This is a genomic window from Arabiibacter massiliensis (assembly GCF_902386925.1).
Taxonomy (GTDB): domain Bacteria; phylum Actinomycetota; class Coriobacteriia; order Coriobacteriales; family Eggerthellaceae; genus Arabiibacter; species Arabiibacter massiliensis.
Genome location: NZ_LR698996.1, coordinates 144,287 through 165,350 on the forward strand (window position 1 = coordinate 144,287; position 21,064 = coordinate 165,350).

At 65.6% G+C, this 21,064-nt stretch carries 8 protein-coding genes and 1 tRNA gene; 6 read left to right on the forward strand and 3 right to left on the reverse strand.

Features of this window, described 5'->3' with window-relative positions; translation table 11 throughout:
- Positions 1-111: 111 nt before the first annotated feature.
- Positions 112-1,842, reverse strand: coding sequence for an FAD-binding protein (locus FX134_RS00630; protein WP_080797060.1), 1,731 nt, complete (start codon positions 1,840-1,842; stop codon positions 112-114).
- Between the two features lie 224 nt (positions 1,843-2,066).
- Between FX134_RS00630 and FX134_RS00635 the strand changes: the two genes are divergently transcribed.
- Entirely contained in the window at positions 2,067-2,987 is a 921-nt protein-coding gene (locus tag FX134_RS00635; RefSeq protein ID WP_080797061.1) for a LysR family transcriptional regulator, read from the forward strand.
- Positions 2,988-3,050: 63 nt separating this feature from the next.
- Here the strand turns inward: FX134_RS00635 and FX134_RS00640 are convergent, their stop codons facing one another.
- Both FX134_RS00640 and FX134_RS00645 read right to left on the reverse strand, forming a co-directional pair.
- Positions 3,051-3,293, reverse strand: coding sequence for a glutaredoxin family protein (locus FX134_RS00640; protein WP_080797062.1), 243 nt, complete (start codon positions 3,291-3,293; stop codon positions 3,051-3,053).
- Between the two features lie 296 nt (positions 3,294-3,589).
- Positions 3,590-3,665 (reverse strand) — tRNA-Arg (locus tag FX134_RS00645).
- A 540-nt stretch (positions 3,666-4,205) separates the two neighbouring features.
- Between FX134_RS00645 and arcA the strand changes: the two genes are divergently transcribed.
- The 5 genes from arcA (at position 4,206) to FX134_RS00670 (ending at position 21,028) form a co-directional block, all read left to right on the forward strand.
- Entirely contained in the window at positions 4,206-5,423 is a 1,218-nt protein-coding gene (arcA, locus tag FX134_RS00650; protein ID WP_080797063.1) for an arginine deiminase, read from the forward strand.
- 141 nt (positions 5,424-5,564) lie between these two features.
- On the forward strand, positions 5,565-6,560 hold the full coding sequence (gene argF / locus FX134_RS00655; protein ID WP_080797064.1) for an ornithine carbamoyltransferase: 996 nt from the start codon (positions 5,565-5,567) through the stop codon (positions 6,558-6,560).
- 20 nt (positions 6,561-6,580) lie between these two features.
- Positions 6,581-7,534: a carbamate kinase gene (arcC, locus tag FX134_RS00660; protein WP_080797065.1), complete on the forward strand. Its 954-nt coding sequence runs from the start codon at positions 6,581-6,583 to the stop codon at positions 7,532-7,534.
- A gap of 200 nt (positions 7,535-7,734) precedes the next feature.
- Entirely contained in the window at positions 7,735-9,345 is a 1,611-nt protein-coding gene (locus FX134_RS00665; RefSeq protein WP_080797066.1) for a YfcC family protein, read from the forward strand.
- A gap of 316 nt (positions 9,346-9,661) precedes the next feature.
- Complete coding sequence (locus FX134_RS00670; protein WP_143412104.1) at positions 9,662-21,028, forward strand: SpaA isopeptide-forming pilin-related protein; 11,367 nt, start codon at positions 9,662-9,664, stop codon at positions 21,026-21,028.
- The last annotated feature ends 36 nt before the right edge of the window (positions 21,029-21,064 follow it).

Sequence of the window (21,064 nt, forward strand, 5' to 3'; positions counted from 1 at the left end):
GCGCGATTGGCCGATGAGGTGCGGGTACCTGCGAATGCTCGCCGTCTCGACAGCAGGAGGCGCCGGCAGCGGGAGGGGAGTCGCTGCCGGCGCGCGGGGAAGGGGAGGCGGTTACTTGCCCAGGTACTCCTTGGCGTCCTTCACGGCCAAACGCCCGGAGTTCACGGCCCACGCGGCCTGCGAGCCGGGGGCGAACTTCACGTCGTAGGAGTCGCCGTACAGGCCGCCCGCGTCCGAGCCGCCGGCGTACAGGCCGCCGATGACCTGGCCGTTCTCATCGAGCACCTGCGCCTTCTCGTTCACCTTGATACCGCCGCAGGTGGTGTAGAAGCCGTCGGCCGTCTCGCAGAGCCAGTACGGGCCCGCGTCCATCTTGTGCATGAACTTGGCGCGCTTGCCGAACTCCTCGTCGGCGCTCGTGTCATCGCCGTCGAGGCCGGCGGCCGCATCGCAGTAGGCGTTGTACTGGTCGAGCGTGGCCTTCACCGCGGCCGCGTCGAGGCCCACCTCGCCGCACACGGCCTCCAGTGTGTCGCCCACATGGCAGCCCTCGGCCTTCTCGAGCACCGCGCGGGCCTCGGCGAGCGGCGTGCCCGGCGTGCCGAACGAGAACACCTGGCCGTCGGGGCCTTCCTTCTCCCAGCGCAGCATGTCGGCCTCGGTGAACAGCGCGAACGTCTTCTCCTGGTTGCGCACGCAGATGCCCGCCCCGGCGAAGTCGTCGAGCCAGAGGTCCTCCTTGCAGAAGCGCTCGCCCTTCTCGTTGAGCCACAGCGTCGGCTGCACGCCGGCGGAGTACGCGTCGGTCGTCCAGGTGGCGTTCACCGCGCCGATGGTCACCGGCCCGCACCACATGACCGTGCCGAGCCCCTCGGCCATGGCCGCGCCGGCGTCCTTGGCCATCTTGATGCCGTCGCCGGCCCGGCAGTCCATGCCGAGCGCCTGGATGTTCTCGTTCTTCGTCTCGGAAACGGCGTACAAAAACTCGGAGTTGTTGGCGTAGCCGCCGGTGCCCACGATCACCACAGGCGCCTCCACCTTGATGACGTCGCCCTTCTCGGTCTCGGCCAGAAGGCCGGCCACCTTGCCGTCCTCCACGATGAGCTTGCGGCCGAACGTGTTGAACCGCGCCTCCACGCCCAGCTTCTCGGCCTCCTCGCCGAAGCACTGCATGAAGTAGCCGCCGGGGCTCGCGTTGTCGCCCTTGTCGTAGACGTGCCACACCTTCGGGCCCACGCCGATGGAGATATTGCCCTCGAACTTGATGCCGTGGCTCTCGAGCCAGTCGATGGTCTCGGAGGTCTGGCCGAAGAAGTTCTCGTAGAGCTTGTGCTGCGGGATCCAATGATGGTAGTTCAGGCAGGTGTTGATGGCGTTCCTCACGCCGTAGGGCGCGTCGGGGCTGTACGCGCCGGCGAACTTCACGCCGCCGTCGGCCTCGGTGAAGTGCGTCTCGAGGCCCGTCATGCCCTCGGTGCCGATGAACGACCCGCCATATCCGCCCAAGCGCTCGATCACAACCGGCTTGAGGCCCAGGTCGATGGCCTGGATGGCCGCCGCTGTGCCCGTCCCGCCCGCGCCCACGATGCACACGTCGGCTTTGATGGTCTCGCTCGGCTCGGCCAGCTCGGGGATGGCCCAGATGGCGTCGGTGCTCGCGGCGGCTGCCTCGGGAGCGGCGGCCCCGGCTCCGGCGGCATTCGGCTCGGCGGCGTCGGCGGACGCGCCCTTCGTCTGCTGGGGCGCGCAGCCCGTCAGCGCCGCGCCCGCCAGGCCTGCCGTGAGCACGCCGGCTCCTGCCAGAAACGAGCGCCTGCTCATCTGCTTCGCATTCTCCATCATGATGTCCTCCTCGGTATTCGGTCCTCCCGTTGGCGAAGGGGCTGCCCCTTGCCGTGCCGCCCTCCTGCGGCATGGGTTTATTGTGGAGTAAGCGGCGTATCGAGCACAATAGGTTGACATTCAGCTAACTGTTTGCAGGTGAAACACTTGGTTTCAGCCGGCTTGCCGCGGCCTCGGCACGCCGGCGGCGTAGTACAATGGCCGGCGAGGGAAGGGGATCCGACATGCTGGAAGACAGGTGCGACTACTTCATCCTGGCCTACGACTCGCCCAGCTTCAGCGCGGCGGCGGCCAAGGTGCCCATGTCGCCGCAGGGCTTCGCCAAGGCCATCCACAACCTGGAGCGCGACCTGGGCGTTCCGCTGTTCGTGCTGGGCGACGACGGCGTGCGCCGCCCGACGCCCTACGCCGAGGAGTTCTACGAGTACGCCCGGCACGTGCAATCCGAGCGCAACCTCCTGGCCGGCGCCTTCGAGTGCATTGCGAAGAGCGGCTACCTGGAGATACGCATCGCGTCGTCGCTCGGCGTGTTCGGCATGCTGGGCCCGGACTTCCTCGACGGCTTCAAGCGTGAGCACCCCGACGCCTCGGTGACCATCAACGAGCTGCCCGACTCGCTGTGCGAATCGCTTCTGCGCGACGGGCTCTACGACCTTGCGCTCACCATCCTCCCGAGCCCCGACGACTTCGCCACCGTGCCGCTGTACTCCTCGCCGGTGGAGTACTGGGTGCACCGCGATGACCCGCTGAGCGGACGGGAGCGGCTCGGGCTGGCGGATCTGAGCGGCAGGAAGGTGGCCATCCCGGGCCGGGAGTACAAATGCCACCACGCGCTGCTCGCCGCGTGCGAGCGCGCGGGCGTCGAGCCGCCCGAGCTGGTGGAATGCTCCGAGATATTCTGGATCTACGAGTTCGCCCAAAGAGGCGAGTGCCTGGGGTTCTGCCTGCCGCACCTGGCCCGGCTCGACGTGTTCGCGGGGGAGAAGGTGAGGGCGGTCCCGCTCGAGGGGCTCGCCTGGGCGTTCGGCATCTCGCATCTGAAGACGCGCAGCCTGAGCCGCCGGGAGCAGGACTTCGTGGACTACGTGGCCAAACGGGCGGGGGCCCTGCGCACGGCATCCGCCCGCGGCATCGTCGCCCGATGAAAAGGGAAACGCCCTCGAGGCCGATGCGTCTCGAGGGCGTTTCGCAGGGTTCGGGCGAGGGCGTCAGACGTGGCGCTCGCGCAGGTAGGCGATGATGTCGTCGGACTCGTACAGGGGCCTGCCCCCGATGACGAGGCACGGCACCTGCTTCTTGCCGCCGATGTGCACGAGGTCGTTCTGGTTGCCCGGCTGAAGGGTGTCGCGCGTGTCCATCATGATCTTGTTCTCGTCCATGAAGCGCAGGACCTTCTGGCAGAACGGGCAGGACTTCTTGTAATAGAGCGTATGGTCCTCCAAGTAGGGCATGCGGGGCTCCTTTCGATGCTCGATCGGAGAGGCGAGTGAGCTTGGATTGATGGAGCTTCCAATTCTACGGTATCGCGCGCGAGCGTGCGGCTCGGCGCGGGCGACTGTTGCCAATCGGTATACTACCTTAACAAGAGGGAAAGGGAGGGGTGCCGCGAAGGTGCCCGAGTGGTTTCGGAACGGCGCTCTTGAGAAAAAATTCTTGCATTTGCCATTGGTTTGTGCGATGCTATATTAATTTTGTTATCGAAGTCGCAAAAAAGCCGTCCCGCTTGGGCGGAACGGCGGGCGGATTCTGGTGCGCCCGGCAGGACTCGAACCTGCAACCGACGGATTAGAAGTCCGTTGCTCTATCCATTGAGCCACGAGCGCGTTTTATCGAGCACCGGTATTATACCGTAAAACCCCCGCGCGGGAAGAACGGATGCGACAGGGGGCGCGCTCTGCCGGCTCTCGTGCAAATGTGCCGGTGCATCTGGGCTTTTGCGGGCGGCAGGGGAGCGCCTTGGGCAAACGGGGGCCCCTGCGGCAGCCGACGGGCCGCCCCATCGATGACGCGCTTGCATCGGAAATGCATGTTTCTGAATATTTATGCATTCCGATTAATCAGATCAGCGGCCCTCGCACCGCCTCGGCCCTTTCCCAAAGCCCGTTTCGATCCCGATTCACCTACTTCATTGCTCTATCGCGCCAAAGCAAATATGAATAAACTGTGAAGACAGTCATAATTAGCGCCTGCCGTTCGCCGAAAAACCACGCGGTATTTCCCGGCCCTCGATTTTGTTTCGTTTTTGTGGTTGCAATTTACCTCGAACCATGAGATTTTGACCCTGTCAACCGGACGCCCGGTGCGCAACGGGCTGCTCCGATGGTCGAAAATCTGGAAAATGCATAAAGAAAAGGAGGGTTGCTATGGCTGGTGTGAACGTCAAGAGCGAAATCAAGCCCTTGAAAAAAGTATTGTTGCACCGCCCGGGCCGAGAGCTTCTGAACCTGACGCCGAACACGCTCGAAGAGCTGCTGTTCGACGACATCCCGTTTCTGAAGGTCGCCCAGGAAGAGCACGATGCCTTCGCGCAGATCCTGCGTGACAACGGCGTCGAGGTCGTCTACCTCGAGAAGCTCATGGCGGAAGTGCTCGATCAGAACCCCGAGCTGCGCGAGAAGTTCCTCAAGCAGTGGATCGAAGAGGCCGGCATCCGCACCGACCGCTACCAGAAGATCATCTACGACTACATGAACGACAACTACCCTGACAACTTCGAGCTGGTCCTGAAGACGATGGAGGGCATCAACCTCACCGAGCTTCACACGGACAAGTCCAACTCGCTCGTCGACCTCGTGAGCGAGGCCTCCAAGATGGTCGTCGCCCCCATGCCGAACCTGTACTTCACCCGCGACCCGTTCGCGTCCATCGGCAACGGCGTGTCCATCAACCGCATGTACTCCGTCACGCGCAACCGCGAGACCATCTACGCCGAGTACATCTTCGGGAACCATCCGGACTTCAAGGACGTCCCCGAGTACTACAGCCGCTACAACACGTTCCACATCGAGGGCGGCGACATCCTCAACATCAACGACAAGGTCCTGGCCATCGGCATCTCGCAGCGCACCGAGCCCGACGCCATCGACGCCATCGCGCACAACATCTTCAACGACGAGACCAGCCCGGTCGAGACCATCCTGGCGTTCAACATCCCCAACAACCGCGCCATGATGCACCTCGACACGGTGTTCACCCAGATCGACGTCGACAAGTTCACCATCCATCCCGGCATCATGGGCCCGCTGACCGTCTTCGAGATCACCCCCGAGGGCACCGGCATCAAGGTCAAGGAGATGACGGGCAAGCTGGAGGACATCCTCGAGAAGTACGTCGGCAACCCCGTGGAGCTCATCCCCTGCGGCGGCGGCGACCGCATCGCGGCCGAGCGCGAGCAGTGGAACGACGGCTCGAACACGCTGTGCATCGCTCCGGGCACCATCGTGGTGTACGAGCGCAACGACGTGACGAACGCGCTGCTGAAGGAGAAGGGCCTCAAGGTCCTCGAGATGCCTTCCGCAGAGCTTTCCCGCGGCCGTGGCGGCCCGCGCTGCATGAGCATGCCGCTCGAGCGCGAGGACTAAGCCCGCGCGCCTGTTTTGTCTTTTCCGGTTGGCCGGGGCCGTCGCAAGCGGCCCTGGCTGCCGAAAAGAGGCGGGCGGTAACTTGGCGCTGCCTGCCGATAGTGTTGTCTGTCTATCACGCACGACGAAAGGAATCGGATTATGCCTACTAGCCTGAGCGGACGCGACTTCTTGAGGCTCCTCGACTTCACGACCGAGGAGATCGAGTACCTGCTGAAGTTGTCCCGCGAATTCAAGAACCTGAAATTGACGGGTACCCCCCATCGTTACCTGGAGGGCAAGAACATCGTCCTCCTGTTCCAGAAGACGTCCACCCGCACCCGCTGCGCGTTCGAGGTCGGCGCCATGGACCTCGGCATGGGCGTGACCTACCTCGATCCGGGCAGCTCCCAGATGGGCAAGAAGGAGTCCATCGAGGACACCGCCCGCGTGCTCGACCGTTTCTACGACGGCATCGAGTTCCGCGGCTTCGCCCAGTCCGACGTGCAGGAGCTGGCCGACGGCGCGACGGTCCCGGTGTGGAACGGACTTACCACCGAGTGGCATCCCACCCAGATGCTCGCCGACATCCTCACCATGCAGGAGAACTTCAACTACGACATCAAGGGCAAGACGCTGGTGTTCATGGGCGACGCCGCCAACAACGTGGCCCGTTCGCTCATGGTCGTGTGCGCCAAGCTGGGCGTGAACTTCGTCGCCTGCGGCCCCAAGGAGAACATGCCCGACGCCGACCTCGTGAAGACCTGCGAGGAGATCGCCTCCGGCAACGGCTCCACGGTCAAGCTGACCGAGGACATCAAGGAGGCCTGCACGGGCGCTCATGCCATCTACGCCGACGTGTGGGTGTCCATGGGCGAGCCCGATGAGGTGTGGGCTCAGCGCATCAAGCTCCTCGAGCCGTACCGCGTGACGAAGGAGTGCATGGAAATGGCCGATCCGAGCGCCATCTTCCTGCATTGCCTGCCGTCGTTCCACGACACCAACACCACCATCGGCGCCGACATCTCCGAGCGCTTCGGCGTCACGGAGATGGAGGTCACCGACGAGGTCTTCGAGTCCAAGCAGTCCAAGGTGTTCGACGAGGCCGAGAACCGCATGCACACCATCAAGGCCGTCATGTACGCGACGCTCTCCTAGAAAGTCGAAGGTGATTTGATATGCCCTACACAATCGGCGAAGGCAAGACCGTCGTCATCGCGCTCGGCGGCAACGCGCTGGGCAACACGCCCCAGGAGCAGCTCGACCTGGTGAAGAACACGGCGACCCACATCGTCGACATGATCGAGGACGGCACCAACGTCGTGGTCTCCCACGGCAACGGCCCGCAGGTCGGCATGATCAACAACGCGTTCGCCTACGCGAGCGCCAACGACGGCAAGACGCCGGAGATGCCCTTCCCCGAGGCCGGCGCCATGAGCCAGGGCTACATCGGCTACCAGCTCTCCCAGGCGATCCTGAACGAGCTCAAGGCCCGCAACATCCTGCGCTCCACGGCCAACGTCATCACCCAGACCGTGGTGGACCCCGCCGACCCGGCGTTCCAGAACCCCACCAAGCCCGTCGGCGCGTTCCTCTCCGAGGAGGAGGCCAAGGCCAAGGCCGCCGAGACCGGCTGGACCTACAAGGAGGACGCGGGCCGCGGCTGGCGCCAGGTGGTGGCCTCCCCGAAGCCCGTGCGCATCGTCGAGTTCGACGCGGTGCGCGACCTGGTCAACGACGGCTACGTCGTCATCTCCACGGGCGGCGGCGGCGTGCCGGTGTTCGAGGTCGACGGCGCCTACGAGGGCGTGCCGGCCGTCATCGACAAGGACCGCTCGAGCGCGCTCCTCGCCCGCAAGCTCAAGGCCGACATGCTCATCATCCTCACCGCGGTGGAGAAGGTGTGCGTGAACTTCAACAAGCCCGACCAGGCCGAGATCTCCGAGATGACGGTGGCCGAGGCCGAGGAGTACATCGCCCAGGGCCAGTTCGCCCCCGGCTCGATGCTGCCTAAGGTGGAGGCGTGCATCGAGTACGTCGAGCAGTACCCGGCCGGCAAGGCCCTCATCACGAGCCTCGAGTGCGCCGCGGCGGGCCTGCGCGGCGAGACCGGCACGGTCATCACGGCGTAAGAACCTGCTTCACCCGGGCTCGGGGCGCGCCACTCGCCTCGATGACCCGGCAGTTCGTTGAACGGGCGGCATCCGCGTAGAACGGGTGCCGCCCGGAAAAGGGGTACCCGCGGGTCGTGCGGTTATGCTTCCGGCCGGCTCGCGTGCAATTTCTCGTTCGCCACAGTATTCATCTCGATCCTCTATAAGGAGGGGTTGTCATGACCGAGAAAGCGAAGGAAAAAAGCAAGAAGAAGCGATCTATATCGTCATTCACCATCCTGCTCATCATGCTCGTTGCGCTTGCTCTGATCACGGTGGCGATGTCTTTCGCCGGCGTTGAGGGAGTCGAGGGAGCGACCATCGCCAACGTGGCGACGGCTCCCGTCAAGGGCTTCACCGATGCCCTGCCCGTGTGCCTGTTCGTTCTGATCCTGGGCGGTTTCCTGGGCATCGTGACGGAGACGGGCGCGCTGGACGCGGGTATCGCCGCGCTGGTGAAGAAGCTCAAGGGCAACGAACTCGTGCTCATCCCGATTCTGATGTTCATCTTCTCCATCGGCGGCACGACGTACGGCATGTGCGAGGAAACGGTCCCGTTCTACCTGCTGCTCGCGGCCACCATGGTGGCGGCCGGCTTCGACAGCGTCGTCGGCGCGGCGGTCGTCCTTCTAGGCGCCGGCTGCGGCGTGCTCGGCTCGACGGTGAACCCGTTCGCCGTGGGCGCGGCCGTCGACTCGCTGTCCGGCACGGGCATCGAGATCAACCAGGGCACCATCATCCTGCTCGGCGTCGTGCTCTGGCTCGTGACGCTGGCCATCTCCATCGTCTTCGTCATGCGCTACGCGAAGAAGGTCAAGGAGAACAAGGGCTCCACCATCCTGTCGCTGCAGGAGCAGGAGACCATGAAGGCCGAATTCGGCGAGGCCCAGCAGGAGGCCGGATCGGCTGAGGCGAACACGGAGAAGAAGCTCATGACCGGGCGCCAGAAGTGGACGCTCGTGGTGTTCGCGCTCACGTTCGTGGTCATGATCATCGGCTTCATCCCGTGGGGCGACTTCGGCGTGGAGATCTTCGACGCCGGCGCTGCCACCGAGGAAATGACGACCCAGGTCAGCGGCGACGACATCTCCGCGGTCTACGCTGACGGAGACATGGGCGAGCTGGCCTTCAACGGCGAGGTCGAGGGCACGGTGACCACCGAGGAGCAGATCTCCGACGGCTGGTCCGCGTTCCTGACCGGCCTTCCGCTGGGGCAGTGGTACTTCGACGAGGCCTCCACGTGGTTCCTCATCATGGCGCTGATCATCGGCGTCGTGGGCGGCGTGTCCGAGAGCCGCTTCGTCAAGGCCTTCATCAACGGCGCGGCCGACATGATGAGCGTCGTGCTGATCATCGCGCTCGCCCGCTCCATCACGGTGCTCATGGGCGAGACCGGCCTGGACATGTGGATCCTCGAGAACGCGGCCAACGCGCTGAACGGCCTGTCGGCGATCATCTTCGCCCCGATGTCGTTCCTGCTCTACGTGGTGCTGTCGTTCCTCATCCCGTCGTCGTCCGGCATGGCCACGGTGTCCATGCCCATCATGGGCCCGCTGGCGGCTTCGCTCAACTTCTCGCCTGACGTCATGATCATGATCTTCAGCGCCGGCAACGGCCTGGTGAACCTGTTCACCCCCACGTCCGGTGCCATCATGGGCGGCCTGGCGTTGGCCAAGGTCGAGTACTCGACCTGGCTGAAGTTCGGCGGCAAGCTGTTCATCATCCTGGGTGTGGCCTGCATCATCATCCTCACTGCGGCGATGATGATCATACCGGGTGCGATGGCCTAGCGCGACCGGCTCCGATCGACCGGCTGCGGGGCTCCTTCGTCCCCGCGCCTTCGGGAAGGCTCCCTTCGGGGGGCCTTCCCTGCGCCTTCGGGAAGGCTCCCTTCGGGGGGCCTTCCCTGCGTCCGGGGCGGGGCGGCCGGGCAGCGCGCGACGCAGACGGCTAGCACATCGGTCGGGCTGGGGCAAATCCCCTAAAAACTTCGTTGAAACGAACGGTAAAACCCCCGTTCAGCATGCATTTCAAGAGCGGGAGGGATACCATAAGCACCAGAATGACACCTGATGCGCAGCATCTGTTTCAACGGGGGATCGAACCATGGCATCAACATCGCTCAAACACGCCACTGCTCTGGGACGAAAGGCGACTGCGGTCGCCCTCGCATTCTTCATAGCCTTCATGGGCGTGCCCTTCGAGGCGTTCGCGGCCCAGGCCGATCCGGGCGCCGAGCCCGGGTCCCAGCTGGCGGCCGTCGGCGAAGGCGAGGGCTCCGAGGTCGTCGAGACCGCGCCGCCCGTCGAAGGCTCGAACGCTCCTACGGGCGAGCTCGGCGCAGACCCCGAGCCCGGCACGGGCGCGCCCTCCGCAGGCGAGGGCGAAGGGGAGGGCCCCGAGACCGACGGCCCCGCCGGCGAGGCCCCGCAGGATCCTCAGCCGCGCGATCTCACCGATGACGAGGGCGTCCTGGACATCGCGTTGGCTGGTTTGGCCTACGTGGACGCCGACGGCGCCGAGGCCCTCGTTGCGGCCGATGCCGAGGGCGACGTGGATGCCTCGGGCGTCGACCCGCAGCTTTTGGCCGACGCCGAGCTGCGCCTCAAGGCGACGGTGCAGCCGGGCGCCGTGCGCGCGGGCGACACGTTCGCCGTGTCCGTGCCGCAGGCGTGGTGCGCCCTGCCCGCGAGCGAGCAGCTGGCCGCTGCCAACGATCAGCTGGGCGACCGGGCGACGCTCGCCCTTGCGGACGGCGCGCTGGTCGTCACGTTCACCGAGGCGGCCGCCGAGGCCGTGGAAGCCTTCGAGCTGGGGCTGGCCTATCCGCTCGCGCTCGCCGACGGCGCGCTGAAGGACGAGCCCGCCACCGTGGAGCTGCCCCTGCAAGGCGGCGCGGCCGCCACGCTCACGCTCCCTGCGAAGCCGCAGGACGCCGGTCCGGCCCCCGAGGACGACGCGGTCCTGGGCGCGGCTCCGATGATGCTCGCCGCGCCGGCCTCCACCGGCACGGACGTCACGCAGGACACGGACCAGCTCGATCTGGGGCTCGTGACGTTCTCCTACCTGGATGCCGCCGGCAAGAAGCACGAGGTGCCCGTCACCGAGGACGCCGCCGGCAAAAAGCACCTCGACTTCTCCAGCGTGCCCTTCGCCTCCATCGGGAAGATGAGCATGGAGGTGGACTTCCAGATCCTGCTCGACGACGCGACCCGCGCCATCGAGAAGGGCGACTACTACCGCTACAAGCTCCCGCGCATATTCACCATCGCAGACAATCCGACTCCGCAGAACATCGTGGCGCCCACCGGCGACGTGCTGGGCACGTTCACCATCGTGGGCGGCGTGATACGCGTGGAGTTCGCGGAGGCCGTGAACATCGACGAGGGCAACATCGACATCGTCGGCGGCGTGGCGTGCGAGTTCGACCTCAACGGGGACGAGCTGAGCAGCACCGGCCCGATCGAGGAAGAGTGGACGCTGCAGACGGGCGGCACCACGTACGTGTTCGAAGCCCCCAAGTCGTCCACCGACCTCGAGGGCATCGAGAAGACCGGCGTCTTCAACAAGGGCGAGGGTACGGTGACGTGGACCATCGCCGTGGGCACCGATCCCAAGTCGGCCGGCGCGCCCCTCAAGGGCGTCACCGTGGCCGACACGTACGACAAGGCCAAGCAGGAACGCGTCGTCGTGCGCGACGCGCAGGGCAACGAGCTTTCCGTGACCGAGACGCCCGCGGGCTTCGAGTACACGTTCCCGGACGATTCGACCGCCGTGGCGCCCTACGAGCTTACCGTGACGGCCGACGTGGCGGACGACGTGCTGAAGGCCGCCGCCAATGGCGAGCAGACGCTGGGCAACGAGGCGCAGATGAGCGCTCCCGTCAACTCGTCGGTCACGGTGACGGGCGATCCGCACGCAGCCGGCTCCGCGACCGTGCCCCCGTTCGGCCTGGACAAGCAGGGCACGCCGCTCAACAGCAGCATCATCGCCTGGGATATCGTGGTGAACAAGGATGCCGCGGGCAGCGCTCAGAACGTGGTGGTGTACGACCGGCTGGACCAGCGCGCTGCCTACATCGACGGCACGCTCATGGTGGGCAAGGACAAGGTGCCAGTGAATCCCAATCCGACCCCGACCGACCAGACTTACGCCCTCATCACGCCCGATCTTGACAATCCCGGATCCACGCTCATGGAGATCCATTTCGCCGGCACGGTGAGCGACGAGCGGCACATCACGTTCGACACGAACATCAACGCCTCCGCCCAACCCGACGAGACCATAAAGTTTCCGAACACGGCGTGGATGACCTACAACTGGCCGCGCGGCACAGGCGTCGGGCCGGGCGTCGCACCCAGGCCGCTGAACATCGGCACCGACTTCCAGGTGGTGTACCTGGACAAGGAGACGCCGGACTACGATTCCCATACCGGCGTCATCGACTGGACCATCAAGCCCTCCACGCGCACCGGGAACTACACGCGCGGCGTGATAACCGACGATATCCCCGCCGACCAGGAATTCGTCGACGGCTCCGTGGTCGTGAAGCGCGGGGGCGTCCCGCTCTCGGCCGCCGAGCTGGCCGCCGTGTTCAGCCGCGCCGGATCCCGCCTGACCTTCACGTTCGACAAGACCGACTACGATCTCAACGACATCGAGATATCCTTCAAAACCAAGGCGCTCAACTTCCAAAACGAGAACATGGTGAACCATGAGTACGTGAACGCGGCGCATCTCGACGTGTACCAGGGGGCCGACCGCAAGTTCCAGGCCGACGACACCGCCCGGCGCACGTTCCAGAACGAGTTCTTGGCCAAGACGAGCGACTACTCCGTGGTGGACGACCCGAGCGGCGGTTCCACGGGCTACGTGCACTACCAAATCGTGCTCAACAAAAACCAGATGCCGAGCAAGAACCTGAAGCTCTCCGACAACCTGGGCGCGCTGGCGACGCAGGTGGTGGACGCGTCGGGCGCCAAGATCGACGACGTGCCCGCCGACAAGTGGAACATCGCCACAGACGCGGCGCACGCGATCAAGGTGACGAAGACGGAGGGCGATACGACGGCTGACGTGACCGATGCCACGCAGGTGGCGAAGTGGATCGCCGACAGGAAGATCGACGCGTCGTTCGGCGACACCTCGGCATGCTACACGGTGGACCTCTGGCTCACCCTCGACAAGGCCGAGCTGCAGCGGCTGCAGAAGAAGTACGGCGGCTCGTTCTCGCTTCGGCCCGTTAACAAGGCCACGGCCTCGTCCGATACATTCAAAGGCGGCACGCCGGTTGACGTGACGTGCACGGGTGCGGCCGACTCGGACGACATCGACAACCGCCTGGTGGCGAAGAGCGCCGACGGGTCGCACCAGGCCGACGGCTACCTGGAATACCGCATCAACATCAACCCGAACGGCTCGGATCTCGCCGGCGCCGTCATCACCGACACGCCCGACCCGTCGATCGAGATCGATCCGGACTCGGTGGCGCTCTACCGCGCGAAGCATGAGGAGGGCGGCGCGATCGCCGAGGCCGTGGGCGCTGCGGTGGACGCATCCGCATGGACGAAGGAGCTCGCCTACGACGCGGGCGCGGATCGCGCCGTGCTCAAGGTGGGGCTGCCTGACGGCACCGCGTCCTACGTGCTGAAGTACCGGGCGCGGGTGGTGAGCGCGCCCTCAGGAAACTCCGTCACGAACAAGGTGAACCTCGTCTCCACCGATGGCCAGGAGGGCTTCGACCGCTGCGAGGCGGAGGTCGACTCCAGCTCGTGGGGATGGCTCACGAAGAAGGCCATCTACAAGTTCGTGAAGGCCGACGAGTTCGGCGAGAAGGCCACGCCCATCGCGGGGATCGTGTTCAAGCTGTACGAGGACGCGGCGCGCACCAAGCTCGTCAAGACGGCCGTGTCGAATGCCCAGGGCATCGTGGCGTTCTACGGACTGGAGAAGTACACGACGTACTACTACGAGGAAGACCTGGCCAGCGTTCCCGGCAAGTACCAGGTGCTGGCTTACAGCGAGGCCACATGCCAGTTCACCACCGGCGATGCGGGGTCGAGCACCATCGCATCCGCCGCCGTGAAGAACAAGCGCACTACGAGCAAAGTGCCGGTGGAGATCGCGAAGACGTTCGAGGGCGCGGGGAGCTTGAACCCGCAGTCCACGTTCAAGCTGTACCTGTACCCCAACGGCTTCAACGGCGGCAAGAAGGTGGCCGTGAAGGTGGAAGCTAACGCGGATGGCTCGTATAGCTATGCGGACGGCGTCGGTTCGGAGGAGCTTCAGAATAGGGCCGCTGACGGTACGCTTGTGATTTCGGGCCTGCCGTGGGGCGACTACGGCCTGGAGGAGGTCGACCCCGCGCGGGGGTACGCCGCCTACGAGGGCATGAAGTGCTTCTCGGTGGCGGCACCCGCCGTTGCGGGCGGCGCTTGGAGCGTGAACTACGCGCCCGCGAACGCTCCGGAAGCCGTCGGCGCGAGCGCTGGCATCGAGAACGCGAAGACGCTCATCGCCGTGAATAAGACCACGCCTACGGGCAACGACCTGGCCGGCGCGGTTCTGAGGATCTACGAGGACAACGCCGGGACGAAGGGCGGGCTTGCGAAAGATCCCTTCGATTCCGACGGCCCCTTCGAGTACACGGCTTCGAGGGGCGAATCGTTCACCTGGGAAATCGCCGGCCTGCCGGCGGGCACGTACTGGCTGAGCGAGGACACCGCTCCCACCGACCCCGACGTGGGCAGGTTCGAGGATGTGAAGTTCGAGGTCGACAAGTACGGTAAGCTCTCGGTGCTCTCGGGCGGCGGCAGCGCCGACGTCCAGACCATCAAGGTGGTCGACGAGGCGAACAAGGTGTCCGTGAAGAAGCTCGACCAGTGGGGCGCGGGCGTCGCCGGCGCGACGCTTGAGCTGCAGAAGCGCGACGGCGCGACGTGGGTACCCGTGCCCGGCGCTGCATGGACGCCGGCGACGGCGGTGGATGCTGCGGCCGGCCACGACTTCGGCGGGCTCGAGCGCGATGCCACCTATCGCGTGGTCGAGACGGGGACGTTGCCAGCGGGCTATGTGACGGCGAACCATGAGGCCCAGCAGGTGATCGAGTTCACCATCGACGAGTACGGCAAGGTAACCAATACCGACCTGCATAACGGCCAAGCGTTCGACGGGGCCAACGGGACGTTCAAGAACTCCCAGAACGGCAACTCGTTCACGATGCGCAACGAGCGCATCGTGGGCCACGCCGAGTTCGTGAAGCACGATACCACGCTGAAGGACGACGGCACGAACAAGACGCTCGCGGGCGTGAGCTTCGACCTGTACCTGAAGGGCACGACAGGCGACACGCTGGTGAATACCGGCCACTTCGTGAGCGACGCGAACGGAAAGGTGACCACGCAGGACTCGACGCTCAAGTTTGCGAGCGACCTGGACACGGCGATGGCGGGGGAGCCCATCAGCCGGGGCCTGCCCGAGGGCACGTACTACTTCAAGGAAGTCGCCACGTACGACGACTTCGTGTTCGACAAGGACAATCCCCTCGTCACCGACACGTTCACCGTGGACGGAGCGGGCCAGCACTTCACCTGGAAGAGCGGCGGCTCCTTCGGCGATGTGGCAACCGTGACCAAGGACGGCGGCATTATAACGAACGAGCCGCTGAACGCAACGGTGCTCCTTTGGAAAAGTAGAACGGAAATGCAGTACCCAGGCGTTGGTGCTACGTTCGAGTTGCGCGATAAGGCTACGGGCCAAGTGGTCGACCGCCAAAAGACGAACTGGGGAAATCGTGTATTTAAAAACACAATCAAGGAGACCGACTCAAACGGCAACATCCCTACGGCGTCGAATTTCATGAGTGGATCGCTTTTGTTCGTGAATGTGCCAGAGGGCACCTATGAAGTAGTGGAGACGGTTCCGCCTCCCGGCTGCAAACTTGATCCCACGCAGAAGATTGAAGAAGTGGTCGTTACGCGAGAGCGCGCCAATGTTGAGTATCGGGTGGATACGGATGGCAGCGGTTGGATTACCAATGAAGTCAATGAATTCTCCGTCGAGAAGGCCGGGCAGAGCGGTCAGAGCATCGTAGGGACGAAGTTCGAACTCTCAGGTGTGGATGGCGCAACGTTCGCCGAGGCGGGCGTCGGCCCGATTTCCTGGGAGGTCACGGATTCCGAGACCAACCATGTAATCGAGGGAGAGCTTATTGCCGACAGCGTGTACAAGCTCGCCGAGACGGCGCCGGCTCCCGGCTATCAGCTGGCCGCCGACGTGTACCTGCAGATGACGAAGAATGGCGACCTGCAGCAGAGCACGTCCGCCGCCGGGCCATGGACGCCGGTGGAGAACAACAAGCTCACGGTGACGAACGAACTCAACAAATTGTCTATTGCGAAGAAAGACCAGTTCGGCAAATCTGTCTCTGGAGCGACGTTGCAGTTGTTGGAAACGGTCGGGGATGTGACGAGTCCCATCATTGAGTGGAATACTTCGACCGATAACCCGAAGGACATCACGGGCAAGCTGATCGCCGGCAACGAGTATACGCTCCATGAGAGCGCGACGCCCGACGGCTACCTGACGGCCGCCGACCAGGTCATCCGCATGACGGCTGCTGGGCAGCTGCAAGTGAAGAACGCCTCCGGCGGCTGGGACGACGTGGCGGGCAACGCGCTCGCGTTCGTGAACGAGCTGTCGCTCGCGCACGCGAAGATCGTGAAGACCGAAACGGGCGGCGCGCCGTTCACCGGCGCCACGTTCGACCTGTGCAAGAAGAACGGCACCGTCCTCATCGGCGGCATCACGCTCGCGATCGACGGCGACGGGAAGGCGTCGTGGTCGACGCAGAGCGCTTCCGGCACGAATCCCGACACGGGCGAGCCGTTCAGCGAGGGCCTGGCGAACGGCGAGTATTACTTCGTCGAAACCGCCACGGACAACGACCATGTGCTAGACGATGCGACGCACCTCGCGTTCACGCTCGACAACGCGACGCACGGCACGACGGTTGAGAAGGAGGCCGTGAACGAGAAGATGAACGCGTCCATGAGCCTGCTCAAGGTGGACGCGTCGGCTACCGCGACGCCCGTCGAGGGCGCTGCGTTCGATCTTGCCTACACGCCTGCGGGGTCGACCTCCTCGACGACGACCACGCTGACCACCGGATCCGACGGCCTGATCAAGGCCGAGAACCTGGGCAAGGGCAGCTACACCCTCAAGGAGACGGGGACGGACGCCAGCTACAAGAACGGCGGCTTCGAGGCCACGTTCACGGTGACCGACGGCTGCCAGGACGTGCCGCTCGTCATCGGTAGGGATGCGGTGGGCCAGGCGCCGTATAACCTGACAATCGCCGCCGACGAGGCACACCTGCTGGCCGGCTCGCTTTCCAACGAGCGCGTGCCCGGCACGGTGAACGTGGAGAAGCAGGATGCGGGCGGCAACGCGCTTGCGGGCGTGACGTTCGAGGTGCGCAAGGCGTCAGACGACAAGGCGGTCGCCTCGAAGACGACCGATGGCCAGGGCAAAGCGACGTTCGCCGACCTGCCGTGGGATAGCTACTACCTGGTGGAGACGGCTGTGCCCGCCGGCTACGTGCTCGACGACACGCCTCATGGGTTCGCCATCGGCAAGGGCGTGCTGACCAAGAACTTCACCGTTGCCGGCGATGGCGCTATCACGAACAAGCAGAACGAGTTCACGCTTGAGAAATACGCGGCCGGCGACGCGACGGGGCTCTCCGGTGCCACATTCACCATCACGGGCACGTTCGCCGACGGCACGGGTGAGGAGACGCGCACGCTGCTCGACGCCGCGCAGTCCGTCACGTGGACGGGCCAGCTCGTGGGCGGCAGCACCTACGCTATCACGGAGACCGTCCCGCCGAAGGGCTACCAGACGGTGCCTGCCTTCGACGTCATCATGAACGCGGACGGCACGCTGTCCTTCCCTGGCGCGCACGAGGGCGTGATGCTTGACGGCACCACCACCATCAAGGTGAGCGATCCCAAGAACACGGCCTCCATCGCGAAGGTAGACGCCGAGGGCGCCAACCTCGCCGCCGCGCGGTTCAAGCTGTCCGGCACGTTCGCCGACGGCTCCACGGAACGCACGTGGACCTCGACTGCGTCCGACGAACCGCTGGAAGGCTTGCTCGTCGCTGGCGCGGAATATGTGCTCACTGAGGAAGCCCCGGCTCCCGGCTACACGCTGCCGACCACGCTGCCGGCCACGCTGCGCATGACGAACGACGGCCAGCTGGAGCGCAAGGACGGCTCCGACTGGGTCGCGGAGGCGGGCAACCGCTTCGTCGTCGAGGACGCTAAGAACGCGCTTACGCTGTCCAAGCAAGATGAGGGCGGCAATCCCTTGTCAGGTGCTTCGTTCGAGATCAAGGGCACGTTCGCCGACGGTACGACCGGGGTGCGCACGATGCTGGACGGCGCGTCGTCCGCGACGTTGACCGGCGAGCTCGTGGCCGGCAACTCCTACACGGTGCACGAGGTCGTGCCGCCCGACGGCTACGTGAAGATGGACGACTTCGCCATCGTCATGAACGCCGACGGCACCGTCAAGGCCGACGGCACGCTGCCGGACGGCGTGTCCATCGAGGGTCATGCCATCGTCGTGAAGGACGTGCAGAACACCTTCACGCTTGCGAAGTACGCCGAGGACGGCACGACAGAGCTGGCGGGTGCCACGTTCGAGATCGCGGGCACGTTCGCAGGCGGCACGGCTGAGGAGACGCGCGAGCTGCTGAACGGCGCGAAGTCCGAGACGAACCCGGGTATGCTGGTGGGCGGCAATTCCTACACGCTGCACGAGAAGACGCCGCCGGAGGGATACAAGCCGGTGGGCGACTTCCAGGTGACCATGGGCGCGGACGGCACGCTCTCGCTCGTGGGCACGCCGGACGGCGTGAGCCGTGACGGCAACGCCATCAAGGTGAAGAACGAGCAGATCAAAGCGTCGCTTGCGAAGGTGGGCGAGGACGGCGGGCTTCTGGCCGGCGCTACGCTGGAACTGGCGGGGAAGTTCGCCAACACGGCTGAGACGAAGCTGACCTGGACGTCGTCGGGCACCGAGGCGTGGAACCTCGACGGGAAGCTCATAGCGGGCGAGACGTACACGCTCACCGAGCCGCGCCTGGCCGGGCACCTCACGCTGCCCGCCGAAGGCATCGAGTTGGCCGTGGGCGACGACGGCGTCCTGTCCATCACGCGCAACCAGCAGCTCGACGGCACGGACGGCATGGTGGACGCGGCCTCCCTCGTGGACAACGGCCTGCGGCTCAACCTGCTGAACGTGGCCATCGCGGCCGACGTGGAGCTGACGAAGACGCTCGACGGCGCCGGCGCGCTTTCGGGCGTGACGTTCGACCTGTACGAGGAGGGCGCCGGCTCTCCCCTGAAGTCCGGCCTCGTCACCGATGCGGACGGCAAGATCAAGGTGGAAGGCCTTCCCGAGGGCAGCTACTACTTCGTGGAGACGGCCACGGTGGACGGCGCGGTGGTGGACACGGACCACCAGACGTTCACGGTGGGCGAGGGCCAGCACCATACGGTGGTCCCCGTGGCCATGGACAACACGAGCTTCAAGACCTCCGTGTCGCTTGCGAAGGTGGACGGCACGAGCGGCGAGGCCCTGGCGGGCGCGCAGTTCGCCCTGTTCAAGCAGGACGGCAGCGGCGCCTTCCAGCCGGTGGGCTCGCCGGTGTCAACCAACGAGCACGGCATGGTGTCGTTCACGATGGGCGAGCGGGGCACCTACCGCGTCCAGGAGACGGCCGCGCCCGTGGGCTACGTGTACGACGCGAGCGCGCCCTACACGGCCGAGTTCACGGTGGAGAACACCCGCGCGTTCCAGAACGAGACGCTCGAGCTGGCGGAGAACGTGGATGCCGCCACGGCGGCGAAGTACGACTTGACGGTGGAGAACGCCCGGTACAAGGACGGCTTCGTGGCCAACGAGCGCAAGCTGGGCACGGTGACGCTCGCGAAGGCCGACGCCTCCACGGGCGATCCGCTGAACGGCGCCGAGTTCGAGCTGTACGCCGCGGGCGATCCGGCCACGCTGCTGGGCACTTACACGACCGGCGATCCTGCCGGCGACGGCGTGCTGTCCATCGCGGATTTGGCCTGGGGCGACTACTATCTGCAAGAGGCGCGGGCCGACGGCTACAAGCTCGATGCGACGCATCGCGAGTTCTCCATCGGCGCGACCGAGCTCTCGATCGACCTCGGCACGGTGGGCAACGATCCTATCGTGTTCTCGTTCGACAAGCTCGAGCTGTACGCCGAGAGCTGCTCGGACCCGGTGCTCGGGGCCGAGGACCCGGCGGCCGTGCGCCCGCTGGAGGGCGCCGAGTTCACGCTGTTCGCCGATGAGGCGTGCACGCAGCCGGTGAAGCTGGCGGACGGCAGCCCCGCAGCGGCGGCGAGCGATGCGGGCGGCCTGGTGCGCTTCGAGCGCGTGGTGGCCGGATCCTGTTTCGTGAAGGAGACGGCGGTGCCCGACGGGCGCGCCGACAACCCCGTCGTGTACGCGCTCGACATCGCGACGGACGGCACGGTGACGCGCTTCGCGCCGACGGGCCAGGGCGAGGGCGTGCTCACCCAGGTGGTGAACGACGTGCACCGCGCCGACATCCGCATCAAGAAGGTGGCGGAGACCGACGAGGGCAAGGTGCTGCCGAACTCGGTGTACGGCCTGTTCAAGCGCGTGGCACCTGCGCCTCGCATGCTCGCGCGGGCCATCCTTCCGCAGGCAGCTGGCCCCGAGGGCGGCCTGCAGCTCGTCGCCAAGGCCACCACCGGCCCGGACGGCTTCCTCACGTTCAAGGGCATCCTCATGGATACCGAGTACGTCATCCAGGAGCTGGTGGCGCCCGACGGCAGCCTCGTGTCGAAGAACCCCGTCAAGCTGACGTTCGCCATGGGGGAGGACGGCGCGCCGCGCATCGTCGCGTTCGAGGACGGCTCGGGCACGGCCAAGGTGGACGAGAACGGCAACATCGTGTGGCGCGAGCCGCAGGTGATAGTGGGCTTCGCGAAGACTGACCCGTCGGGCGCGCTGCTCGCGGGCGCGCAGCTGCAGGTGGTGGACGAGGCGGGCGCCGTGGTGGGCGAGCCGTGGACGTCGTCGGCCGACGGGGAGCACCTCATCGAGGGCGTGCTCACGGCCGGGAAGACGTACCGCCTGGTGGAGACGCAGGCGCCTACGGGCTACCAGAAGGCGGCCGACGTGGAGTTCACGGTGGACGATCCTAAGCTCGGGCCCGACGAGGGCCACGTGCAGCACGTGACGATGGTCGACCATCCGCTGCCCGCCGTGCCGGCGAGCCCGAAGCCCGGCGCCCTCCTGCGCACGGGCGACCCTGCGGCGCAGATGGCGCTGCTCGCGGGAGGCGTGGCCCTGGCCTGCGGAGCCGTGGCCGGCGCCGCCTCGCTCAGGCGCCGCCGCAAAAGCTGAGATAATGGCATAAAAGGGGACAGTCCCCTTTTATGC